Raw genomic sequence first — 19,999 nt, 5'->3', positions numbered from 1 at the left:
TTCCTACTTGAGTAATGATTCATCTAATGCCAAATCTTCATTTTTATTAACCGTCACGCCACGAGAAAGTACCAAGCGTGCGGTGGCATGAGCGTCAGCGAGTGAATGTTCGGTATAAGTACCGCATTGATAAATATTAAGCTCTGGGATCGCATTTTGATCCGTCACCGTTAAAATATCCTGCATAGAAGCCATCCATGCTTGCGCCACTTGCTGCTCTGTTGGCGTGCCGATTAAGGACATATAAAAGCCCGTACGACAACCCATTGGCGAAATATCAATAATTTCTACACTATCGCTATTTAAATGTTCACGCATAAAACCTGCAAATAAATGCTCAAGGGTGTGAATGCCTTTTGGGGACAAAATTTCTTTATTTGGCACACAAAAACGCAAATCAAAAATCGTCAAAAAATCCCCTTTTGGGGTGGTCATTGTTTTTGCTACTCGCACGGCAGGCGCACGCATTTTTGTGTGGTCAACTTTAAAACTATCAAGTAACGGCATAAATGTTCCTTAAAAAAGTGAAATTATTTTTGAACTTTCAGATTGATTATCGGTCTTAGAATACAAGCAACTTGCAGTTGCGATTAATAATAAAAAAATTGGTTCCTTAGGTTATATTCACCGCCCAATCTCGTAAGAGAAAGGGCGGTTTTTTTAGCTGTTATTCTACCCTGTTCTTACAAAAATGTGTAACCCACGACTAAATAGAGCAAAAATAAATAGCGTAAAAATTTTCCGATGAAGATAAAAAGCAACGTTTGTAGGCTATTTAAACGTAACCAACCCGCCACGGCGCAAAATAGATCGCCTACAATCGGCAACCAACTGAATAATAATGCCCAAGTGCCATATCGCTGAAATTTTGTTAAAACCCACCGCACTTTGTTATCGTTTTTATTTAATGCTGTATTAAACTTTGGCGAGGGAAGCCAACGGCCTAAACAATAGGTAGTGATACTTCCCAAGGTATTACCCAACGTTGCAGAAGAAATAAGCCACGCAATTGGCTCAGAAAAATAGGTTTTGGCTGCTAACTGAATAGTTGTCGCCAAGCCAAGAAAAATCGCCTCTGAATTACCTGGTAAAATCGTCGCACTAAGGAAAGCGCTTATAAACATCAACCAAAGTGGATATTCGTGCCAAAGTGCGGTCAAAAAATCAAACATTTTTAGCTTAAATGCTAAGCTTTAATAATGTGCTTGGTGCGAACATCAAACACATCCATTCCACCATTAAGCGCAGCTTGGACCCCGAGATCTGCATCTTCAAAAACTAAACATTGATTTGGCAAAACACCTAGATTTTCCGCGCATTTTAGAAAGGTTTCAGGGCTAGGTTTATGGGCTGTTACCATATCCGCATCCACAATCGCATCAAAATATTGGCGCAAATCAAATTTATCCAAAAGCATATTGACCATGTTGCTATGCGAACCTGTGCCTAACGCCATTGCACGCTTGCCATAATTATTTTTCAGAATCTGCGAAGCTGGCAGCAAGGTCGCGTTTTGTGACACCATTTCAAAGCCATATTCACGTTTTAAACGAATCACTTCTTCAAGCAATTCCATAGGAATACCATAGCGACGGCAGGTTTCCGTGGCAATTGTGCGCACGCTAGCACCACCAAGCTGATACAGCACATCGCCAGTCACCTGATAACCCAAATGCTCGCCGACTTTTTCCCAAGCCTTGGCATGACTCGGCATGGTATCAATGAGTGTGCCGTCCATATCGAAAATCAGTGCATTGTATTGATTAATAATTGATTGGTCTAACATGATTGAATCTATTTAATAACGGAAAAGTGCGGTCATTTTGCAATAAATTTTAGCAAAAGGCAAAATGTTCACATAAAACCTGAAAGGTTAGGATTAAATAAATGTCAATGGGGAAGAAAGAGATAAGATAAATGGCGCACCCGAAAGGATTCGAACCTTTGACCGCTCGGTTCGTAGCCGAGTACTCTATCCAGCTGAGCTACGGGTGCCCTGTGTTTAATAATTTAATTTTAATCTTTAACATTCAAATCCTAGAGTAAAAGATTTAAATGGCGCACCCGAGAGGATTCGAACCTCTGACCGCTCGGTTCGTAGCCGAGTACTCTATCCAGCTGAGCTACGGGTGCAGAATTAAATTTAAATAATTAAATTGTGATACATCAAAATGGCGGTGAAAGAGGGATTCGAACCCTCGATGGAGTTTTTGACCCCATACTCCCTTAGCAGGGGAGCGCCTTCAGCCAACTCGGCCATCTCACCGCAACTGATGTGGGCGGTATAATACGGTTTTCTGAAAATAAGTCAAACCCTTTTTGCAAAAAAATGGTTTGTTTGGCGGAATATTCTACAATTTTCGACCCGATTGAGCCAAAATAGCACGCAAATTGGCAATATTGGCTGCGGCTTTTTGTTGTTTCTGTTCTTCCGTCATCGGCGGTTTATCACGCTCCCATTGCACATCATCTTGTGGTAATTCCAGTAAGAAACGGCTGGGTTCTGGCTTGACTAATTCACCATATTGGCGGCGTTCTTTGCATAAAGTAAAACGCAAACTTTGTTGCGCTCGTGTAATGCCCACATAAGCCAAACGCCGTTCTTCTTCCACATTATTTTCATCAATGCTGGTTTGATGAGGCAATAACCCCTCTTCCATACCAATTAAAAACACATGCGGAAATTCCAATCCTTTTGAGGCGTGTAGTGTCATCAATTGGACTTGATCACTTTCATCATTATCTTCACCGCGCTCTAACATATCGCGCAATATTAAACGTGTAACAACCTGATCCAAAGTTAATGGCTCATTAAATTCATCGCCTTTCAGCATTCCGCCAACCCATTCAAACAATGTCGCAACATTTTTACTCTGCATTTCTGCGGCTTTAGGGCTGGTGGCATATTCATATAAATATTCTTCATAGTGTAGCTGGCTAAGCATTGAACGCACTGCACGATCAGGCTCTGAACGGGCAATTTCATCGTTTAATTCCACGATCCAGCGCGCAAATTTTTGGAGTGCGTCATAAGCCTTAGGCGTAACGCGTTGAATTAATTCAAAATCGAAAATAGCTTCGAATAAACTAATGTGTTTTTCATTCGCCAGATTGCCTAATTTTTCCAGCGTCACCGCCCCGATTTCACGCTTTGGCGTATTCACAATGCGCAGAAATGCGGCATCGTCATCTTGATTTACGACAAGACGCAAATACGCCATCATATCCTTGATTTCTGCACGGCTGAAAAAGGACGTTCCGCCTGATATTTTATAGGGGATACGGTTTTGCATCAGCATTTTTTCCATCAATCGCGATTGATGATTACCACGGTATAAAATCGCATAATCCTTGTATTTTGTTTTATGGCTAAAACGATGAGCAATTAATTCGCTGACTACACGTTCTGCCTCGTGATCTTCATTTTTAGCTTCGAGAACCTGTAACTTTTCCCCGTCCCCTAAATTTGAAAACAACTTCTTATCAAAAACATGTTCATTGTTATCAATCAAAATATTGGCGCAATGCAAAATACGCTGTGTTGAACGATAATTTTGTTCTAACTTGATCACATTAAGCTGTGGAAAATCATCTCGCAAACGCATCATATTTTGCGGTCGCGCACCACGCCATGAGTAAATAGACTGGTCATCATCGCCCACCACGGTAAAACGCGCACGTTTTCCCACTAATAATTTAATTAATTCATATTGGCTGGTATTGGTATCTTGATATTCATCCACCAACAAATATTTAATTTTCTCTTGCCATTTTGACCGCACTTCTTCGTTTTGTTTAAACAACAAGGTGGGCAACATGATTAAATCATCAAAATCCAAAGCGTTGTAAGCACGAATTTGATTGGCATAACGCTCATAGCATACGGCAAAGGTGCGATATTTATCATCACGCGCCAGTTCCAAAGCATGCTTTGGCATAATTAAATCATTTTTCCAGTTGGAAATAACAGAAACTAATTCTCGCAACAAATCTTTGTCTTCAGCTAATAAATCCGCGGTCAATTCTTTCAACAACGCCAATTGGTCGTGTTCATCAAACAAGGTCATATTGGCTTTAAAGCCCAACTGTTTGTATTCCCGCTTAATAATATCAAAGCCCAAGGTGTGAAAGGTGGATACGATCAGCCCTTTGCTTTGTTCTTTGCCAATAGATTGCGCCACCCGTTCTTTCATTTCACGGGCGGCTTTATTGGTAAAAGTAACGGCAGCAATTTGGCGCGGTAAATAACCGCACTTGCCAATTAAATAGGCGATTTTATTGATGATGACACGCGTTTTGCCCGACCCAGCCCCAGCCAGCACAAGGCAAGCACCATTGACATATTCCACGGCTTGTTGTTGTTGAACATTCAGTTTCATCGGTTATTCCTGTGACCAAACATAAGGCAAAAGTGCGGTATCTAATAAAAAGGATAAGGGCAAATCTAAAATCGGCAATCCCCATCGCTGCGCTTGTTCGAAATCATAAGAAACACCTGCATAAGCGTGATATTTCTCTGTGGGATCAAGCAGTTGCACAATCGTACCGCAGCCATTTAGCATAAAAAGTGCGGTGGAAAAAAGTAAAATTTTCTTCATATTCATATTAATAATGCGGTGGTGGCGTTTCTTCTGCTCGGCTTGCCACATTTGAGGGCTGAACATCTTTTAATTTTGCCGCCAAATAGCGTAATTGCACCTGCATTTTGTCGATGACAAACTGCTGTTCCACCAAAGCTTGATTTAATTCCTCTAGCAAATTGTCCTGAAATGTCAGTTTCATTTCCAATTCTGCCATGCGTTTTTCAAATTTTTCCATAAACTCTCAAATAAATGTTGTATATTTGTTAAATTGGATTTAACCTACCGAAGATTTTTATTTTAACTCATAAAGGAAACGAGGATGCTAAAAATTCAAAAAATTTCAGCTATCGCATTATTAGTTGCTGCAGTATTTGCCACAGCGGCTTGCAATGAAAAAGAAAAAGCACCAGCAACTGACAGCAAAGCGGTTGCACAGGCAGACAGTAATTTAGCCAAAGATCCATCTTATGCTGTCGGCATCTTATTAGGCTCAGATCTTAAAGGTTTAGTCGATTCACAAAAAGAAGTGATGAGCTATGACCAAGAAAAATTACTTTCTGGTGTCAAAGATGCGTTAAGTGGCAAAGTCGATTTATCTCAAAACCAAGAGTTGCAAAAAACTTTAACCGATTTAAACGAGAAATTAAGCAAAGCTGCTGAAGCAAAAGCGAAAGAAGATGCGCAAAAAGCAGCTGAAGCCGCGAAAACAGCAAAAGCTGATGGCGAAAAATTTGCCGCTGAATTTAAAGCGAAAGAAGGCGTGAAACAAACTAAATCGGGTCTTTTATATCGCATTGAAAAAGAAGGCGAAGGCGCACCGATTAAAGCAACAGATATTGTAAAAGTTCACTACACAGGTAAACTACCAAACGGCACGGTATTCGATAGTTCCGTTGAACGTGGACAACCTGCAGAATTTGCCTTAAACCAAGTTATTCCAGGTTGGACTGAAGGTCTACAACTGGTGAAAAAAGGCGGTAAAATCGAACTTGTGATCCCAGCAAGCCTTGCTTATGGTGATCAAGATCTTGGCGCAATTCCTGCTAACTCAACACTGCATTTTGATGTTGAAGTGTTAGATGTAAAACCTGCAAAATAATCAAAAAAACGACCGCACTTTACTAATTTACAAGCCCAAAGTGCGGTCATAAAAATTAGAGTTTTTCATGTTAGAAGATAAACGCCCCTTCACCGATGAAGACCGTGCTATTGTGAATTCTTACCGCGCTGTCGTGGATGGCGTGAGTGCGCTTATTGGTAGCAATTGCGAAATCGTATTGCATTCTTTAGAGAATTTAGAACGCTCTGCAATCTATATCGCAAATGGCCACAATACAAATCGTCAAGAAGGCTCACCAATTACTGACCGCGCACTGCAATCATTACATAATATGAAAACAGACAGTGTATCTAAACCGTACTTTACACGGGCGAAAAGCAATGGTTTAATGAAATCCGTGACCATTGCTATTCGTAACAGTCATCAGCGAATCATTGGGCTATTGTGCATTAATATCAACCTTGAAGTGCCTATTTCTCAGTTTATTCAAGCATTTATGCCAATAAATGAAACCAATGAAACCTCTGCTGTAAATTTTGCTAGCTCTGTGGAAGATTTAGTGGTACAAACTGTTGAGCAAACGATTGAAGAAATTACAGCAGATCGTCATGTGGCGAATAATAATAAAAACCGCCAAATTGTAATGTCATTATTCGAAAAAGGAATTTTTGATATTAAAGATGCCATTAATTTGGTTGCTGATCGACTTAATATTTCGCGTCACACCGTGTATTTATATATTCGTCAAATCAAACAGGAGCAAGATTAATGCGTTACGTTATTGCCGTGAAAAATAGTGTTTATGGTGCGCAAGGTGCATTTTCTGCCTACCAATTGGCGCAAGAAATAGTGGAACGGGGTCATGAAATCAGTCAAATTTTCTTTTGGCAAGATGGGGTAAGCAACGCCAATGACTTTGTTCATCCTGCTAATGATGAATTCAACCTAGTCAAAGCCTGGCAAGAATTCAGCCAGCAATATAATATTCCATTACATTTATGCATTTCAGCCAGTCAGCGCCGCGGAATTGTTGATAATTTGACCGCACTTTTACCTAGTCAAAGGAATTTGGCTGATTACTTTGTCCTTGCGGGCTTAGGCGAATTTATGCAAGCAACCTTAGAAGCAGATCGCGTGGTAACATTATGATTAAATTGGCTTTTGTATTTCGTTCATCTCCTTTTGGTAGTGCTTCTAGTCGTGAAGGATTAGATGCCTTACTCGCTGCCACCGCCTTTTGTAATGAAGATGAAATTGGCGTGTTTTTTATCGAAAATGGCGTTTTTAATCTTGTCGCCAATCAAGAACCAGAAGGCATACTGCAAAAGGATTTTATTCGTACCTTTAAACTCTTAGAATTAAACAATATTCAGCAGCGCTATCTATGCGAAGAAAGCGTGATTGAACGCGATCTTGCGGATCTTGAAATCGTGCTTGAGTGTCACGTTTTAAAACGAGCCGAATTAATCGAAAAATTAAAAAGTGCGGACAAAATTCTGACATTTTAGGAGATCTTATGCTTTATTCTTTCTCACAAGCAAACTATGCTCAGCCTGAACTTATGCGTTATTTCCAATATATTACAGAAAAAGATGTCGTATTGCTCTGGCAAGATGGTGTTTTGTTGGCATTAAGAGATGTGGCACTCTTGGAAAATTGCAAAGCCCCAGTTCGTATCGTTGTCGATGATGTAAAAGCGCGTGGATTAATCAGCAAAATCCCTACAGAATGGCTCATTCCCCAATCGCTTGCCGTTGAACTAACAGAACAAGTTACACCGCATTTCGCAATTTAATCGTTCTTAAATCATCTGCATCTTAAAGGAATATAGCTACTCTTTGCATATATCCTTAATTACATAGCTCCTTAAAGATGCAGCTCCTAAACTCATCACCTTTTCTACGCTAAAACTTTTCATTTCTTCTATACCAAAATAGATCTCATATACAAGATATTTCAACCGTACTTTATAAAAAATATAAATAAAAAAATCCCCTTAAAGTGATTTCAGGGGATTTCGTTTACTGAGATTAATTATTCGTCATCAGCCATGTTTAACATTTCAGCTAAACTTGCCGTTGGATCATCATCAGCTATCACGTTGAACTCAGCTTCAATTTCAGCTTCATCTGCTGCTGAGAATTTCACTTGTTGTTCTTCGTTTACTGTTAACCCTGCTGCACGGTTTTTGATACGATTTTGGTGGTAAGCAAAACCTGTACCTGCTGGGATTAAACGACCTACAATCACGTTTTCTTTCAAGCCACGCAATTCATCACGTTTACCTGCAACCGCAGCTTCTGTTAACACACGAGTTGTTTCTTGGAACGATGCCGCTGAAATAAATGATTCAGTTGCTAATGATGCTTTGGTAATACCAAGCAATTCACGTTCGTATTCAACCAATGGTTTTCCTTCAGCTTCACGTTTGCGGTTAACAATTTTAATACGTGCAACTTCAACTTGCTCACCTTCTAAGAATTCAGAATCTTGAGCGTTGGTGATGATAGCTTTACGCAACATTTGACGTACGATAACTTCGATGTGCTTATCATTAATTTTTACCCCTTGTAAGCGGTAAACTTCTTGCACTTCGTTAACAATGTACTCTGTTACAGCACGCACACCGCGCAGACGTAAAATATCATGCGGTGTTTCTGCACCATCAGAAATCAAATCACCACGTTGTACCATTTCGCCTTCAAATACGTTTAATTGACGCCATTTTGGAATCATTTCTTCGTATGTATCACCGCCGTCAGTTGGGGTGATTAATAAACGGCGTTTACCTTTGGTTTCTTTACCAAATGATACGATACCTGAGATTTCAGCTAAAATTGCTGGTTCTTTCGGTTTACGTGCTTCGAATAAATCAGCAACGCGTGGAAGACCACCAGTAATATCCTTCGTTCCCACGGATTCTTGTGGAATACGTGCTAATGGATCACCAATGTTAATTTCTGCACCATCATCTAATGTAACAATCGCTTTTCCTGGTAGGAAGTATTGTGCTGCAACATCAGTACCTGCGATTAAGATGTCATTGCCTTGAGCATCAACAAGTTTAATTGCTGGACGTAAGTCTTTACCTGCTGTGGCACGTTCACCTACATCTTGTACTAAGATTGATGATAAACCTGTTAATTCATCAGTTTGACGGCTAACAGTTAAGCCATCAACGATATCAACAAATTTCACAAAACCTGCTACTTCAGAGATAACTGGCATTGTATGCGGATCCCAGTTTGCTACTGTTTCACCCGCATTCACTTCCGCGCCATCAGCTTTATTTAAGATTGCACCATAAGGTAATTTATAATGTTCTTTGGTACGACCAAATGTATCAATAACTGTTAATTCAGTATTACGCGAAGTTAATACCAATTTACCTTCGTTATTTGTGACAGATTTAATATTGGCTAAACGAATGGTACCGTTATTTTTCACTTGTACGCTTGATTCTTTCGCTGCCGCAGATGCCGCACCACCGATGTGGAATGTACGCATGGTTAACTGTGTACCTGGCTCACCAATTGATTGTGCTGCAATAACACCAACGGCTTCACCTTGGTTAATCAAGTGACCACGTGCTAAGTCACGGCCATAACATTTCGCACATACACCAAAGTCTGTGTTACAAGTTACAACAGAACGTACTTTAATGCTATCTACAGAATTTGCATCAATAATGTTACACCATTGCTCATCAATTAATGTATTACGTGGAATTAAGACTTCATCTGTACCTGGTTTTAATACATCTTCTGCTGCTACACGACCTAACACTAATTCACGCAATGGTACTTTTTCATCGCCACCTTCAATGAGTGGAGACATTACAAGACCTTCATGGGTGCCACAGTCATCTTCTGTAATCACTAAATCTTGTGCAACATCTACTAAACGACGGGTTAAGTAACCTGAGTTCGCCGTTTTTAATGCCGTATCCGCAAGACCTTTACGCGCACCATGGGTTGAAATAAAGTATTGTAATACGTTCAAACCTTCACGGAAGTTCGCTGTAATTGGCGTTTCAATGATCGAACCATCTGGACGCGCCATCAAACCACGCATACCTGCTAACTGACGAATCTGTGCTGCAGAACCACGCGCACCAGAGTCAGCCATCATAAAGATACTGTTGAATGATGCTTGTTTTTCTGGGTTACCTTCACGGTTAATCACTTCTTCCGTTGAAAGGTTTTCCATCATCACTTTCGCTACACGTTCATTGGCAGCTGCCCAAATATCGATAACTTTGTTATAGCGTTCACCAGCAGTAACAAGACCTGATTGGAACTGTTCTTGAATTTCAGCAACTTCTTCTTCTGCGGCAGAGATAATTTCATATTTTTTCTCTGGGATAACCATGTCATCAATACCAACAGATGAGCCAGAACGTGCTGCGTACGCAAAACCAGTGTACATAATTTGGTCTGCAAACATAACGCTCGGTTTCATACCAAGGCGGCGATAGCTTTCATTGATTAATTTAGAAATCGCTTTTTTGCCTAATGTTTGGTTGAACAAACTAAATGGCATACCTTTTGGTGCGATCATCCATAAAATAGCACGACCAATAGTGGTATCTGTTAAGGTCGTTTTAGCAACCCATTCACCCGCTTCATTTTTCTCATGTTCAGTGATACGCACTTTAACGCGAGAATGTAATTCTGCTTGACCTGTACGATAAGCTTTTTCAGCTTCACGCGGGTCTTGCAACAACATGCCTTCACCTTTACCGTTCACTTTGTCGCGTGTCATATAGTAAAGACCTAATACCACGTCTTGCGATGGAACGATAATCGGATCACCACTTGCTGGAGATAAGATGTTGTTAGTTGACATCATCAACGCACGAGCTTCTAGCTGTGCTTCTAATGTCAATGGAACGTGAACCGCCATTTGGTCACCATCGAAGTCCGCATTGAACGCCGCACAAACAAGTGGGTGTAATTGGATTGCTTTCCCTTCGATTAAAATCGGTTCAAATGCTTGGATCCCCAAACGGTGCAATGTTGGTGCACGGTTTAATAAAATTGGGTGTTCACGAATTACTTCTGCCAAGATATCCCATACGATAGCGTCTTCACGCTCAACCATTTTCTTCGCCGCTTTAATGGTTGTTGCATAGCCACGGCTTTCTAATTTCGCATAGATGAATGGACGGAATAATTCCAATGCCATTTTTTTCGGTAAACCACATTGGTGTAGATGCAAGTATGGACCTACGGTGATTACTGAACGACCTGAATAGTCAACACGTTTACCTAATAGGTTTTGACGGAAACGACCTTGTTTACCTTTGATCATATCCGCTAATGATTTCAGTGGACGACGATTTGAGCCAGTAATAGCACGACCGCGACGACCATTATCTAATAACGCATCAACAGATTCTTGTAACATACGTTTTTCGTTACGCACAATAATATCTGGGGCAATTAAATCCAATAAACGTTTTAAACGGTTATTACGGTTAATCACACGACGATATAAATCGTTTAAGTCTGAAGTGGCAAAACGACCACCATCCAATGGGACTAATGGACGTAAATCTGGCGGAAGAACAGGTAACACTGTCATCACCATCCATTCTGGTTTATTACCAGATTGAATGAATGCTTCTAATAATTTCAAACGTTTAGTGATTTTTTTACGTTTTGTTTCAGAGTTAGTTTCTTGTAACTCTTCACGCAATGTTTCACATTCATGCTCTAAATCCATATCGCGTAAAATAGCTTGGATGGCTTCTGCACCCATTTTCGCATCGAATTCATCAGCCCAACGTTCTTCAGCGTCTAAATATTGTTCTTCGGTTAATAACTGACCTTTTTCTAAATCAGTCATACCTGGTTCAATCACAATGTATGATTCGAAATAAAGAACACGTTCGATATCACGCAATGGCATATCTAATAATAAACCGATACGGGATGGAAGTGATTTTAAGAACCAAATATGTGCCACTGGTGATGCCAATTCGATATGACCCATACGTTCACGACGAACTTTAGTTTGAGTCACTTCAACACCACATTTTTCACAGATGACACCACGGTGTTTTAAACGTTTGTACTTACCACATAAACATTCATAATCTTTCACAGGCCCGAAGATACGTGCACAGAAAAGACCATCACGTTCAGGTTTGAAGGTACGGTAGTTAATGGTTTCTGGTTTTTTCACTTCACCAAAAGACCATGAACGGATCATATCTGGTGAGGCTAAACCGATTTTAATCACATCAAAATCTTCTGCTGTTTTTGATTGTACTTTTAAAAAATTAACTAAATCTTTCACAGATTTTGCTCCTGTCGGAGTTAAACGTATTCAAAGTGCGGTTAAAAATATCAAAATTTTGACCGCACTTTGCGCGGATTTTTTCGCATTGTTGACGAAAAGGGCATTGGCTAAATCTACGATGTATTCAATTCATCTCAGCGCTCAAGCTTAAGCCCTTTGAACACAGTCGGCGGTTGTTTTATTTATGATTGAAATCTCTCCAAATTCAGACAACTCGCCAACGATTCAAATTATTCTTCGTCTAAGTCAATGTTAAGACCAAGCGAGCGAATTTCTTTCATAATTACATTGAAAGATTCAGGTGTGCCTGGTTCCATGTAGTGAGTGCCACCAACGATGTTTTTATACATCTTCGTACGGCCGTTCACATCATCAGATTTCACAGTTAACATTTCTTGTAAGGTGTATGCTGCACCGTATGCTTCTAGTGCCCATACCTCCATTTCACCGAAACGTTGACCACCGAATTGTGCTTTACCACCCAATGGTTGCTGTGTAACAAGACTATAAGAACCTGTTGAACGAGCGTGCATTTTGTCATCAACTAAGTGGTTCAATTTGAGCATATACATATAACCTACGGTTACTGGACGCTCAAATTTTTCACCTGTACGACCATCGAACAAGGTGATTTGACCCGAAGTTGGCAAGCCGCCTAATTCTAACAAGCCTTTAATTTCGCTTTCGTGCGCACCATCAAATACAGGTGTTGCAAGCGGTAAACCTTTGCGTAAGTTTTCAGCTAAACGCATGACTTCTTCATCAGTGAAGGTGCTGAGATCGACTTTTTGCGAACCACCACCTAAGTCATAGGCTTTTTGAATGTATTCACGCAATTTCGCAACAGATTGTTGTTGTTTGATCATTGCGTTGATTTGGTCACCAATACCTTTTGCCGCTAAACCTAAATGCGTTTCAAGGATCTGACCGATGTTCATACGAGAAGGTACGCCCAATGGGTTCAATACGATTTCAACTGGTTGACCGTTTTCATCGTACGGCATATCTTCAACTGGGTTAATTTTCGAGATAACACCTTTGTTACCATGGCGACCCGCCATTTTATCACCCGGTTGAATTTGACGTTTCACCGCCAAATACACTTTAACCACTTTTTGAACACCTGGTGCTAAATCATCACCTTGGATAATTTTGCCACGTTTTACTTCTAGTTTGTGTTCAAAGTCTTTGCGTAATTCTTCGTATTGCTCTGCAAGTTGTTCTAATTGGTTTTGTTTTGATTCGTCACTTAAGGTTTGCTCTAACCATTTAGTGCGGTCTAATTTATCCAATTCTTTCTCACTCACACCGCCATCAATTAATAGATTGCGTACACGAGAGAACAAGCCTGCTTCTAAGATTTCTAATTCTTCAACAAGGTCTTTTTTCGCTTGTTTTAATTGCATTTCTTCAATTTCAAGCGCACGTTTATCTTTCTCTACACCATCACGGGTAAATACTTGAACGTCAATAACCGTACCAGAGGTACCATTTGGCACGCGCAATGAAGAATCTTTCACATCTGACGCTTTTTCCCCGAAGATCGCACGTAATAATTTTTCTTCTGGGGTTAATTGTGTTTCACCTTTTGGTGTCACTTTACCCACAAGAATATCACCACCTTTCACTTCTGCACCAACGTAAACGATACCTGATTCATCAAGTTTGCTTAACGCTGCTTCGCCTACATTAGGAATGTCGGCAGTAATTTCTTCCGCGCCTAATTTGGTATCACGCGCCACACAAGAAAGCTCTTGAATGTGAATAGTTGTGAAACGATCTTGTTGAACAACACGTTCTGAAACTAACATTGAGTCTTCGAAGTTATAACCATTCCAAGGCATGAATGCCACACGGATATTTTGACCTAATGCTAATTCACCTAAATCTGTTGATGGACCATCAGCTAAGATTTCACCACGACCTACGGGCTCACCTAAATTCACGCAAGGAATTTGGTTGATACAAGTATTTTGGTTTGAACGGGTATATTTAATTAAATTATAGATGTCGATACCTGCTTCACCTGGGATCGTTTCATCTTCGTTGACTTTCACCACGATACGAGATGCATCAACATATTGAATTGTACCGCCACGTTTTGCGATCACCGCCACACCCGAGTCAAGTGCGATTGGTTTTTCCATCCCTGTACCAACGAGTGGTTTATCCGCACGTAATGTAGGAACTGCTTGACGTTGCATGTTCGCCCCCATTAATGCACGGTTCGCATCGTCATGCTCTAAGAATGGGATTAATGCTGCCGCAACAGAAACAACTTGCTGAGTGGAAACGTCCATATAATGAATATCTTCTGGACGATATAAACCAGACTCACCATGTTCACCACGCGCAGTAACAAAAGTATCGGTAAAACGCAAGTTCTCATCTAAGTTCGAGTTTGCTTGCGCAATAATATATTTACCTTCTTCAATTGCCGATAAATACTCGATTTCTTCTGTAACTTGGCCGTCCACAACTTTACGATATGGTGTTTCTAAGAAACCATAGTCATTAGTACGTGCATAGACAGATAATGAGTTAATCAAACCGATGTTTGGACCTTCAGGGGTTTCAATCGGACACACACGACCATAGTGAGTGGTATGTACGTCACGCACTTCAAAGCCTGCTCGTTCACGGGTTAAACCACCTGGACCTAATGCAGAAATACGACGTTTATGCGTCACTTCTGATAATGGGTTATTTTGGTCCATAAATTGCGATAATTGTGAAGAACCAAAGAATTCACGCACTGCCGCAGAAATCGGTTTTGCATTAATTAGATCCTGTGGAGTCACTGCATCAAGATCGCCTAAAGAAAGACGTTCTTTAACGGCACGTTCAACACGCACTAAACCGATACGGAATTGGTTTTCAGCCATTTCACCAACAGAACGAATACGACGGTTACCTAAGTGGTCAATATCATCGACTTCACCACGGCCATTACGGATATCGATAAGTTTTTTCATCACACTAACGATATCTTCTTTGCTTAATACGCCGCTGCCCGTTTCTTCTTCAACGCCGATTGAACGGTTGAATTTCATACGACCTACCGCAGATAAATCATAGCGTTCTTGAGAGAAGAATAAATTATCGAATAAACCTTCCGCAGCCTCTTTTGTTGGTGGCTCGCCTGGGCGCATCATACGATAAATTTCAACTAATGCTGACAAACGATCGTAAGATGGATCAACACGTAAGGTTTCTGAAATATATGGACCGAAATCTAAGTCATTGGTAAATAAAGTTTCAATGGTGGTGTAACCTGCCTGAGCCAACTTAGCTAATAACTCTAAAGAGAGTTCCATATTTGCAGGGCAAACCACTTCACCCGTTTCTAAATCCACATAATCTTTCGCTGCAACTTTGCCAATGATATATTCAGTCGGCACTTCAACTTGTGATACTTTATCTTTTTCTAAGGCACGAATATGGCGCGCTGTAATACGGCGACCACGTTCTACATAAACTTTACCATTTGCTTCAATATCAAAAGTTGCAGTTTCGCCACGTAAACGTTCAGGCACAAGTTCCATTAAAAGTTTGTTATCTTTGAGCTCGAAAACAACTTTATCAAAGAATAAATCCAAGATTTCTTCTGTGCTGTAATTTAAAGCACGCAAAATAATGGTTGCTGGCAATTTACGACGACGGTCAATACGCGCAAATAAATTGTCTTTCGGGTCAAATTCAAAATCTAACCAAGAACCACGGTAAGGAATAATACGTGCGTTATAAAGCACTTTACCCGATGAATGTGTTTTACCTTTATCTGAATCAAAGAACACACCAGGGCTGCGATGTAATTGCGATACGATAACACGCTCTGTACCGTTAATCACAAAGGTACCATTTTCTGTCATTAATGGGATTTCGCCCATGTAAACATCTTGTTCTTTAATATCTTTAATTGTGCCTGGTGCAGCATCTCTGTCATAGCTCACCAAACGTAATTTCACACGTAATGGCGCAGCAAATGTTGTGCCGCGAATTTGACATTCACGCACATCAAACACAGGTTCACCAAGTTTATAGCTAACATATTGCAATTCTGTTGAACCATTGTTGCTAACAATTGGAAACACAGAACGGAATGCAGCTTCTAAACCTTGCTGACCGTCAGGATCACGTTGAATAAATTTGTCAAAAGAATCTAACTGAATGGTTAATAAATAAGGTACATTTAAAACTTGCGGACGTTTGCCGAAGTCTTTACGAATACGTTTTTTCTCAGTATAGGAGTAACCCATTGGTTTTCCTCAGTAATTTTTAGTGAGACCGAGTTGAAATGAAAATTGCTTAACCGAAATATACAAAGTGCGGTCAAAATCTTGATAATTTTCAAATCAATGATTGAACCCGTTTTCAGATCCCGCACTCTGAACCTTACTTCTGATGAGCGGATTGCATTAAGCTAACAGCTTGATTTAACTTAATTTTTCTGCAATAAAACGGAGAGTTTTCACGTTATCTCGATAACGCAAAAAAGCTGACAGCAAAACTGCCAGCCGCATTTCTTTAAAAATGGTCGTAAATTATAGTGAATTTTTGGCTATTTAGCAACCTAAAAACAGTTATTTTGTTTAAGTTTATTTTTAGAAATAAATAAAAACCCCAACGCTTCCGTCAGGGTTTCTTTAAACCAGAATTGGTTAAAAGTTTTAATCAAAATTATTTGATTTCTACTTTCGCGCCAGCTTCTTCTAAGTCTTTTTTCAATGCTTCAGCTTCAGCTTTAGCTACGCCTTCTTTCAATGTAGCTGGAGCAGATTCAACTAAATCTTTAGCTTCTTTTAAGCCTAAACCTGTTGCACCACGTACTGCTTTGATTACAGCAACTTTGTTTGCACCAGCTTCAGCTAATACTACGTCGAATTCTGTTTTTTCTTCTGCTGCTGCGCCGCCAGCTGCTGGAGCTGCTGCCGCTACTGCCGCTGCTGAAACACCGAATTTTTCTTCCATCGCTGCGATTAATTCAACGATTTCTGATACTGATTTAGAAGCGATCGCTTCAATGATTTGTTCGTTAGTTAATGACATAACAATCAATTCCTAAAGTAAATAAGTTGTTAAACGATTTAAGAATACGGCTTAAAATTAAGCTGCTTCTTGTAATTTGTCGCGTAATGCTGCAAAAGTGCGTACAAGTTTTCCTGCCGCAGCTTCTTTCATTGTACCCATTAAACGTGCAATCGCTTCTTCGTAAGTTGGTAATGTTGCCAAGAATTCAACATCTTGGATTTTACCTTCAAAGGCTGCACCTTTAATTTCAAACTCTTTGTTTGCTTTCGCAAATTCATTGAACAAACGTGCTGCTGCACCTGGGTGTTCATTAGAGAATGCGATAAGAGTTGGACCAGTAAACGTATCTTTTAAGCACTCGAATTCTGTACCTTCAACCGCACGACGTAATAATGTATTACGAACAACACGCATTGAAACGCCAGCTTCACGAGCTGCTTTACGCAAATCAGTCATTTTATCAACAGTTACACCACGAGAATCCGCGATAACTGCTGAAAGGGCACCTTTGGCTGCTTCATTTACTTCAGCAACAATTGCTTGTTTGTCTTGAAGATTTAATGCCATTGGCTTTTAGCTCCTGAATACACTCCGATTTCTCGGAATTAAATTACCCAATACAAACAACGTATTAGGACGACTTCGGTGTACAGAAGCAGAAAAATTCTTTTTCTGTTCACCATCTACGTAGGCAATTAAGAAAATTTTGTCATTTCTGACCGCACTTTTGTGCATTTTCTCCTACGGTCTTGGACGGGGCTTGATAGGCAAGCACCATCAATTTCACGGTCACCCGCAAACAGGTGCGCTATATTACTGACTTTCCTTTTGCTTGTAAAGGGAAAAGATCGGTTTTTAACCATTTTTACAAGTTAGCCACATTGAAGCAAACACCCCGATAGTCACACTCAAGCCAAAGCTTGCAAAAAACTAAGCTAACAGTAAATAACAACAGTCTGAATATAGTAAATATAGATAAGCTATGCCCACCCAAACACTACGGGGAAATAGTGCTAAACAATATCAATAAACATAAGACCTAACGTGTATCTCAAATTTTATATTTGAGATATCGATCATAATTTATTCATTTTCTTATTAATATTTGTAGAAAGATTAGTATAGAATACGATTTGTTATATAGTTATCAATATAATTAGTAAGGAGTTGTTTATGTCATATTCTCGTCGCCATTTTATTAAAACAATTTTTCTTGGCTTATCTGCTGTGAGCTTTCCCTCGTTGGTTTTATCGCAACAGGCTCAGTCTTTAATTGTGCGAAGAGGGCTCTTAAACAAGATTCCAACGCGTATTTTAAGTGCTGGTTTTGTTTCAGATTTAATGTTGATCGCGTTATGTCCTGAAAAAATGGTCGGTATTGCAACAGAAATTAAAGAAAAATCTAAGCCTTATTTAGCTCAAAACATTCTCGCTTTACCGCATATCGGGCTGATTGCAGGGCGTGGTTCAACCGCACCATTGGAGAAAATCATCAGTCTTAACGCCGATTTAATTTTAGATGTCGGCAATGTAAGTGCGACGTTTTTGTCCACTGCAGAGAAAATTTCACAACAAACTCAATTAGCCTATTTTATCGTTGCAGGCAATTTGGCGGAAAGTGCGCAACAATTTTTAGAATTAGGAGAGTTGTTGCAGGTGCAGCCTAAAGCCAAAAAATTGGCTAATTTAGCACAACAAATTCTGCATTTAACCCATAATATTTGTCGAGAGGATAAAATTTCTGTTTATCTTGCTCGCAGTGCGGACGGTTTAGAAACCGCATCTCAAGGTGCGATTCATACTGAAGTGCTCGATTGGCTGGGGTTAAAAAATGTTGCAACGGGGCTGGGCGAGAAAAAATTAGGGCGCGTATCTATGGAGCAATTATTGCAATGGCAGCCTGATTTGATTGTGACTCAAGATCAGAATTTTTATCAACTCGCTCAGCAAAATGTATTGTGGAAAAATCTAAGTGCGGTCAAAAATCAGCGAGTTTTTTTAGCACCAGATGTGCCGTTCAATTGGCTTGATTCGCCACCAGGTATTAATCGGTTATTAGGTTGTATTTGGCTCGCTAACAAACTAAAACCTAACCAAATAACTCGAAGTGAAAGTGCAGCTTTAGTGCAAGAGTATTTTCAATTGTGTTATGGCTATTCACTCTCCGAACAACAAGTCAATCGTTTCTTGGCTTAAATTGAGAAGTGAAGAGGTTTATTTTGCGTTTACTATTCCCTCTTATTTTATTGATTGTCAGTATTCTATTTGCGGTAAGTTCAGGGCAGTTTTCGCTATCCATTACACAAATTTGGGATACGCTTTGGCATTGGGGAAGCAATATGACTTCCTCTGATATCGTGTTGTGGAATATTCGACTTCCCCGTATTGCCACCGCAATTTTGGTGGGAATTGCATTATCCACCGCTGGCGTAACCTATCAAGGCATGTTTAAAAATCCTCTCGTTTCTCCTGATATTTTAGGCGTAACTGCAGGTGCAGGATTAGGCGCAGTGGTTGCCATTTATTTTGATTTTCCTTTAATGTTAATTCAATGTTTCGCTTTTATTGGAGGTTTAACTGCGGTGAGTTTGGTCTATTTTATTGCCAGCACAGTACGCCGTCAAAATCCCATTCTTGCCTTGGTGTTATCTGGTGTCGCCATTTCTACTTTACTCGGTGCGGGCATTTCCTTGCTTAAAATTCTTGCAGATCCTTACAGTCAATTAAGCACCATTACTTTTTGGTTATTAGGCGGGCTAAATATGACATCTTTTGAGGATTTAAAATTTGTCGCCCCCTTAGTGCTAATCGCGATGTTACCTTTAATTTTATTACGCTGGCGTATGAATGTGTTAAGCCTTGATGATGAAGAAGCACAAGCCTTAGGCATAAATTTGACCCGCACGCGTTTAATTTTTATTTTGGGGCTGACGTAGATTAGCCCTAAATTTCACACCATTTTCGCAATGTTTTTAGCTGCATTTTGGGTGTTCCAAAGTTAAACCGAAATTCACATTCC

The 19,999-nt window shown here is 40.0% G+C and carries 17 protein-coding genes, 3 tRNA genes and 1 pseudogene; 7 read left to right on the top strand and 14 right to left on the bottom strand.

Annotation, left to right across the window (positions count from 1 at the left end; translation table 11 throughout):
- Positions 1 to 3: 3 nt before the first annotated feature.
- The 9 genes from luxS to C8D76_RS00065 form a co-directional block, all read right to left on the bottom strand.
- A complete protein-coding gene (luxS, locus tag C8D76_RS00105; protein ID WP_116630809.1) occupies positions 4 to 507 on the bottom strand; it encodes an S-ribosylhomocysteine lyase in 504 nt (167 codons plus the stop codon).
- 176 nt (positions 508 to 683) lie between these two features.
- Positions 684 to 1,172, bottom strand: coding sequence for a YqaA family protein (locus C8D76_RS00100; RefSeq protein ID WP_116630808.1), 489 nt, complete (start codon positions 1,170 to 1,172; stop codon positions 684 to 686).
- A 14-nt stretch (positions 1,173 to 1,186) separates the two neighbouring features.
- Positions 1,187 to 1,786, bottom strand: coding sequence for a beta-phosphoglucomutase family hydrolase (locus tag C8D76_RS00095; RefSeq protein WP_116630807.1), 600 nt, complete (start codon positions 1,784 to 1,786; stop codon positions 1,187 to 1,189).
- 132 nt (positions 1,787 to 1,918) lie between these two features.
- Positions 1,919 to 1,995, bottom strand: a tRNA-Arg gene (locus C8D76_RS00090).
- A gap of 61 nt (positions 1,996 to 2,056) precedes the next feature.
- A tRNA-Arg gene (locus tag C8D76_RS00085) sits at positions 2,057 to 2,133 on the bottom strand.
- Between the two features lie 39 nt (positions 2,134 to 2,172).
- A tRNA-Ser gene (locus C8D76_RS00080) sits at positions 2,173 to 2,266 on the bottom strand.
- Positions 2,267 to 2,351: 85 nt separating this feature from the next.
- Positions 2,352 to 4,379 carry a DNA helicase Rep gene (gene rep, locus C8D76_RS00075; RefSeq protein WP_116630806.1) on the bottom strand — a complete coding sequence of 676 codons (2,028 nt, stop codon included), beginning with the start codon at positions 4,377 to 4,379 and terminating at the stop codon, positions 2,352 to 2,354.
- Between the two features lie 3 nt (positions 4,380 to 4,382).
- A complete protein-coding gene (locus C8D76_RS00070) occupies positions 4,383 to 4,598 on the bottom strand; it encodes a YceK/YidQ family lipoprotein (protein WP_116631088.1) in 216 nt (71 codons plus the stop codon).
- Positions 4,599 to 4,605: 7 nt separating this feature from the next.
- On the bottom strand, positions 4,606 to 4,818 hold the full coding sequence (locus tag C8D76_RS00065) for a SlyX family protein (protein WP_116630805.1): 213 nt from the start codon (positions 4,816 to 4,818) through the stop codon (positions 4,606 to 4,608).
- An 84-nt stretch (positions 4,819 to 4,902) separates the two neighbouring features.
- Between C8D76_RS00065 and fkpA the strand changes: the two genes are divergently transcribed.
- The 5 genes from fkpA to C8D76_RS00040 all read left to right on the top strand — a co-directional run bounded on the left by fkpA (position 4,903) and on the right by C8D76_RS00040 (position 7,438).
- Positions 4,903 to 5,682: an FKBP-type peptidyl-prolyl cis-trans isomerase gene (gene fkpA / locus C8D76_RS00060; protein ID WP_116630804.1), complete on the top strand. Its 780-nt coding sequence runs from the start codon at positions 4,903 to 4,905 to the stop codon at positions 5,680 to 5,682.
- Positions 5,683 to 5,749: 67 nt separating this feature from the next.
- Positions 5,750 to 6,412 (top strand): helix-turn-helix transcriptional regulator, encoded by a 663-nt coding sequence (locus C8D76_RS00055; RefSeq protein ID WP_116630803.1) that lies wholly within the window; start codon positions 5,750 to 5,752, stop codon positions 6,410 to 6,412.
- The gene (tusD, locus tag C8D76_RS00050; RefSeq protein ID WP_116630802.1) at positions 6,412 to 6,792 is read left to right on the top strand and encodes a sulfurtransferase complex subunit TusD; all 381 of its coding nucleotides are present in this window, start codon (positions 6,412 to 6,414) and stop codon (positions 6,790 to 6,792) included. Before C8D76_RS00055 ends, tusD begins: the two co-directional genes overlap by 1 nt.
- Positions 6,792 to 7,151, top strand: coding sequence for a sulfurtransferase complex subunit TusC (gene tusC, locus C8D76_RS00045; RefSeq protein ID WP_207774982.1), 360 nt, complete (start codon positions 6,792 to 6,794; stop codon positions 7,149 to 7,151). Before tusD ends, tusC begins: the two co-directional genes overlap by 1 nt.
- A gap of 8 nt (positions 7,152 to 7,159) precedes the next feature.
- Positions 7,160 to 7,438 carry a DsrH/TusB family sulfur relay protein gene (locus tag C8D76_RS00040; protein WP_116630800.1) on the top strand — a complete coding sequence of 93 codons (279 nt, stop codon included), beginning with the start codon at positions 7,160 to 7,162 and terminating at the stop codon, positions 7,436 to 7,438.
- Between the two features lie 239 nt (positions 7,439 to 7,677).
- Here the strand turns inward: C8D76_RS00040 and rpoC are convergent, their stop codons facing one another.
- The 4 genes from rpoC to rplJ all read right to left on the bottom strand — a co-directional run bounded on the left by rpoC (position 7,678) and on the right by rplJ (position 17,547).
- Positions 7,678 to 11,946, bottom strand: coding sequence for a DNA-directed RNA polymerase subunit beta' (rpoC, locus tag C8D76_RS00035; RefSeq protein ID WP_116630799.1), 4,269 nt, complete (start codon positions 11,944 to 11,946; stop codon positions 7,678 to 7,680).
- A 233-nt stretch (positions 11,947 to 12,179) separates the two neighbouring features.
- A complete protein-coding gene (gene rpoB, locus C8D76_RS00030) occupies positions 12,180 to 16,208 on the bottom strand; it encodes a DNA-directed RNA polymerase subunit beta (protein ID WP_116630798.1) in 4,029 nt (1,342 codons plus the stop codon).
- A 421-nt stretch (positions 16,209 to 16,629) separates the two neighbouring features.
- The gene (rplL, locus tag C8D76_RS00025; RefSeq protein WP_116630797.1) at positions 16,630 to 16,998 is read right to left on the bottom strand and encodes a 50S ribosomal protein L7/L12; all 369 of its coding nucleotides are present in this window, start codon (positions 16,996 to 16,998) and stop codon (positions 16,630 to 16,632) included.
- 57 nt (positions 16,999 to 17,055) lie between these two features.
- Complete coding sequence (rplJ, locus tag C8D76_RS00020; protein WP_116630796.1) at positions 17,056 to 17,547, bottom strand: 50S ribosomal protein L10; 492 nt, start codon at positions 17,545 to 17,547, stop codon at positions 17,056 to 17,058.
- A 606-nt stretch (positions 17,548 to 18,153) separates the two neighbouring features.
- Here rplJ and C8D76_RS00015 point away from each other — a divergent pair.
- On the top strand, positions 18,154 to 19,176 hold the full coding sequence (locus tag C8D76_RS00015; RefSeq protein WP_116630795.1) for an ABC transporter substrate-binding protein: 1,023 nt from the start codon (positions 18,154 to 18,156) through the stop codon (positions 19,174 to 19,176).
- A gap of 8 nt (positions 19,177 to 19,184) precedes the next feature.
- On the top strand, positions 19,185 to 19,916 hold the full coding sequence (locus C8D76_RS00010) for a FecCD family ABC transporter permease (protein ID WP_243405780.1): 732 nt from the start codon (positions 19,185 to 19,187) through the stop codon (positions 19,914 to 19,916).
- A 7-nt stretch (positions 19,917 to 19,923) separates the two neighbouring features.
- Here C8D76_RS00010 and C8D76_RS00005 read toward each other — a convergent pair.
- Positions 19,924 to 19,999: pseudogene (locus C8D76_RS00005) on the bottom strand (IS1595 family transposase); the annotation flags it as partial.

It is taken from the genome of Alitibacter langaaensis DSM 22999 (assembly GCF_003096995.1).
Lineage (GTDB): Bacteria > Pseudomonadota > Gammaproteobacteria > Enterobacterales > Pasteurellaceae > Exercitatus > Exercitatus langaaensis.
The sequence above is the reverse complement of the archived record's forward strand: the minus strand, read 5'-3'. Positions and strand labels throughout refer to the sequence as shown.

Coding starts and splice junctions, on each gene's coding strand:
- C8D76_RS00040 (WP_116630800.1), top strand. CDS start 7,160: ATGCTTTATTCTTTCTCACAAGCAAACTATGCTCAGCCTGAACTTATG.
- rplL (WP_116630797.1), bottom strand. CDS start 16,998: ATGTCATTAACTAACGAACAAATCATTGAAGCGATCGCTTCTAAATCA.
- C8D76_RS00065 (WP_116630805.1), bottom strand. CDS start 4,818: ATGGAAAAATTTGAAAAACGCATGGCAGAATTGGAAATGAAACTGACA.
- rep (WP_116630806.1), bottom strand. CDS start 4,379: ATGAAACTGAATGTTCAACAACAACAAGCCGTGGAATATGTCAATGGT.
- C8D76_RS00100 (WP_116630808.1), bottom strand. CDS start 1,172: ATGTTTGATTTTTTGACCGCACTTTGGCACGAATATCCACTTTGGTTG.
- tusD (WP_116630802.1), top strand. CDS start 6,412: ATGCGTTACGTTATTGCCGTGAAAAATAGTGTTTATGGTGCGCAAGGT.
- luxS (WP_116630809.1), bottom strand. CDS start 507: ATGCCGTTACTTGATAGTTTTAAAGTTGACCACACAAAAATGCGTGCG.
- C8D76_RS00070 (WP_116631088.1), bottom strand. CDS start 4,598: ATGAAGAAAATTTTACTTTTTTCCACCGCACTTTTTATGCTAAATGGC.
- fkpA (WP_116630804.1), top strand. CDS start 4,903: ATGCTAAAAATTCAAAAAATTTCAGCTATCGCATTATTAGTTGCTGCA.
- C8D76_RS00015 (WP_116630795.1), top strand. CDS start 18,154: ATGTCATATTCTCGTCGCCATTTTATTAAAACAATTTTTCTTGGCTTA.
- C8D76_RS00095 (WP_116630807.1), bottom strand. CDS start 1,786: ATGTTAGACCAATCAATTATTAATCAATACAATGCACTGATTTTCGAT.
- rplJ (WP_116630796.1), bottom strand. CDS start 17,547: ATGGCATTAAATCTTCAAGACAAACAAGCAATTGTTGCTGAAGTAAAT.
- C8D76_RS00055 (WP_116630803.1), top strand. CDS start 5,750: ATGTTAGAAGATAAACGCCCCTTCACCGATGAAGACCGTGCTATTGTG.
- rpoB (WP_116630798.1), bottom strand. CDS start 16,208: ATGGGTTACTCCTATACTGAGAAAAAACGTATTCGTAAAGACTTCGGC.